Source organism: Stenotrophomonas sp. PS02301, from assembly GCF_029959485.1.
Lineage (GTDB): Bacteria > Pseudomonadota > Gammaproteobacteria > Xanthomonadales > Xanthomonadaceae > Stenotrophomonas > Stenotrophomonas maltophilia_Z.
This window is the reverse complement of the sequence record NZ_JASCOO010000181.1, coordinates 1-3,217: the sequence shown is the minus strand read 5'-3', so window position 1 is coordinate 3,217 and position 3,217 is coordinate 1. Positions and strand designations below refer to the sequence as shown.

Annotated in this window: 3 protein-coding genes; all 3 read left to right on the top strand. The window is 67.3% G+C overall.

Annotation, left to right across the window (positions count from 1 at the left end; genetic code table 11):
* Nucleotides 1-358: PDZ domain-containing protein (locus tag QMX81_RS20735; protein WP_282264348.1), on the top strand; the 358-nt coding region annotated here is incomplete at its 5' end.
* A 78-nt stretch (nucleotides 359-436) separates the two neighbouring features.
* A complete protein-coding gene (locus QMX81_RS20730; protein ID WP_121040066.1) occupies nucleotides 437-1,777 on the top strand; it encodes a sigma-54 dependent transcriptional regulator in 1,341 nt (446 codons plus the stop codon).
* A complete protein-coding gene (locus QMX81_RS20725; RefSeq protein WP_282264344.1) occupies nucleotides 1,774-3,135 on the top strand; it encodes an ATP-binding protein in 1,362 nt (453 codons plus the stop codon). The genes QMX81_RS20730 and QMX81_RS20725 overlap by 4 nt, the downstream gene beginning before the upstream one ends.
* Nucleotides 3,136-3,217 lie beyond the last annotated feature (82 nt).

The following is a 3,217-nucleotide window of genomic DNA, read 5'->3' as shown; positions in this document are numbered from 1 at the left end:
GGCCAGCGCTCCCGCGCTGGCCGCCACCCAGACCGATACCGCGCGCCTGGAGTGGCGCGATGACAGCCACCACCTGGTGGTGGATGCCCGGGATGGCATCGTGCGCGTTACCACCACCGAGCCAAGCACCTATTTCGGCGTGCGCAGCGGCGATCGGATTCTGCGTGTGGATGGCCAGCCCGTCCGGCGCATGGCCGACCTCACCCATGCACTGGTCGGCAACAAGGCCACCCGGGTGCCCGTCGTCGTGCTGCGCAAGGGCGACCAGGTGACCGTCGATGTCAACACCGCCGCCTGGAGCGACGTCCTGGCAGTGCAGACCCCGCCCATCCCCCAGGCGCCTGGCGCCGGCAACTGAGCCAAGCGCGCCGGGCCATCTGCCCCTTGGCCCGGCGCTCCGGTACTCTTGATTCCACTTCCGGCCCTACGCTGACGCATGCCCTCGATCCTGATCATTGACGACAACGCCAGCGTCGGCACCGCCCTAGACGTGCTGTTCTCGCTGCACGACATCGAGGCGCTGCATGCGATCTCGCCCGAACAAGGGCTGGCGATCCTGGAACAACAGCCGGTGGATCTGGTGATCCAGGACATGAACTTCACCGAAGACACCACCTCCGGCGAAGAAGGCGAAGCATTGTTCCAGCAGATCCGCGCGCGCCATCCGGATCTGCCGGTGATCCTGTTGACCGCCTGGACACATCTGAGCAGTGCGGTCGATCTGGTCAAGGCGGGCGCCGCGGACTACCTGGCCAAGCCATGGGACGACCGCAAGCTGCTGATCACGGTCAACAACCTGCTGGAGCTGTCGGAAACCCGCCGCGAACTGGACCGCCGCCGCGACCGCGAGCAACGGGATCGCTCGGCGCTGGAGGCCCGCTACGATCTGCGCGGCGCCGTGGTGGCCGATCCGGCCAGTGAGCGTGTGGTCAACCTGGCCTGCCAGGTGGCACGCTCGGCACTGCCGGTACTGATCACCGGCCCCAACGGCGCAGGCAAGGAGAAGATCGCCGAGATCATCCAGGCCAACTCGCTGGTAGCCAAGGGGGCGTTCGTCGCGCTCAACTGCGGCGCGATTCCGTCCGAGCTGATCGAGGCGGAGTTGTTCGGTGCCGAGGCCGGTGCCTACACCGGTGCCAACAAGGCACGCGAAGGCAAGTTCGAGGCCGCCGATGGCGGCACCCTGTTCCTGGATGAGATCGGCAATCTCTCTGCCAGTGGACAGATGAAACTGCTGCGCGTGCTGGAAACCGGCCGCTTCGAACGACTGGGCTCCAACCGCGAGCGGCAGGTCAAGGTGCGCGTCATCAGTGCGACCAACGCCGATCTGCCCGCGATGATCCGCGATGGCCAGTTCCGCGAGGATCTCTACTACCGCCTCAATACCGTCGAGCTGGCGCTGCCACCGCTGGCCGAGCGGCCCGGCGACATCCTGCCGCTGGCCGAACGCTTCCTGGACAGTGGCAAGCCACTGTCCACCGCTGCGGCCACCGCGCTTCAGCGGCATCCCTGGCCGGGCAATGTGCGCGAGCTGCGCAACGTGCTGCAGCGCGCCCAACTGTTCGCCACCGGACCGCGCATCGAGGCAGGCGACCTCAACCTGCCGCGCGCCGCGGCCCCGCGCGCGGCCAGCCCGACCGTGGACCCGGACCGCAGCCGCATCGAAACCGCGCTGGCCCACAACCACGGCATCATCGCCCAGACGGCGGCCGAGCTCGGGCTCAGCCGCCAGGCGCTGTATCGGCGCATGGACCGTTACGGCATCCCGCGCGAATGAAGCGGCGCTCGTTCACCTTCCGGCTGTTCCTGCGCCTGCTGCCGGTGCTGGCACTGGCGGCTGCATTTCCGTGGTATCTGGCGTTCTGGCTGGACCATGGCTGGGCGGTTACGTGCATCTCGGTTGTCGTGCTGCTGGCGCTGATGTGGTGGAGCCTGCGCCGCGCGACGGCGCCGATCCGCTCATTGCTGCGCGCCCTGTCCGGCACCACCAGCAGCTACCGCGACGGCGAATACAACTTCGGCATCTATTGGCCCTCAAATGATGAGCTGGGCGATCTGGTCCAGGCCCACCGCGAACTCGGCGATGTGCTGCGTGCGCAGCGCCAGGACCTGGTCCAGCGCGAGCTGCTGCTGGACACCATGGTGCAGAACACGCCGGTGTCGATGCTGTTGCTGGCGCACGGCGGCGACGGCGTGCAGCGCGTGGTGTTCTCCAACCTGGCGGCGCGCAAGCTGCTGCACAACGGTTGGAAGCTGGAAGGCCAGCGCATGGACGACGTCATGGCGACGATGCCGATCGAGCTGCGCGATGCCATCGCCCGCGGGGGCGACAGCCTGTTCGCGGTGCGCGGGGAAGGCCAGGACAATGATGATGAACGTGATGAAGACGACGAGCAGATCTATCACCTGTCCCGCCGCAACTTCCATCTCAACGGCCGCCCGCACGACCTGCTGTTGATCCGCCTGCTGACCGCTGAGCTGCGCCGTCAGGAAGTGCAGACCTGGAAGAAGGTGATCCGGGTGATCAGCCACGAGTTGAACAATTCGCTGGCCCCGATCGCCTCGTTGGCGCATTCCGGTGGCGAGCTGGTCCGGCGCGGCAAGACGGAACGGCTGGAAGAAGTGTTCACTACCATCGAAGAGCGCGCCCGCCACCTGGAAGGGTTCATCCGGGGCTACGCGCGCTTCGCCAAGCTGCCGCAGCCGCAGTTGCAGACCGTGCAGTGGAACCTGTTCCTGACCGGCCTTCAGCACCAGATCCCGTTCCGCATGACCGGAATTCCCGATGATCTGCACAGCCGGGTGGACATCGCCCAGCTCGGGCAGGCGCTGTTGAACCTGCTCAAGAACGCGCACGAGGCGTGTGCCGACGCCGAACCGCCCACCGATGACGTGGAGGTGCGCCTGACCCGCCTGCCGCAGTGGTTGCGGTTGGAGGTGCTCGATCGCGGCAAGGGCATGAATGAGGCCGTGCTGCAGAATGCGCTGATGCCGTTCTATTCCACCAAGCGCAACGGGACCGGATTGGGCCTGGCGCTGACCCGGGAGATCGTGGAAGCCCATGGCGGCCGGATCTCGCTGCAGAACCGCCGCGAAGGCGGCCTGTGCGTGGCGATCTTCCTGCCCGCGGGTTGAGGCAGCACGCCCGGTCGTGCCGGCCGCTGGCCGGCACCGTCGTGAACCCGGGATTGCCTGGTTGCCGGCCAGCGGCCGGCAC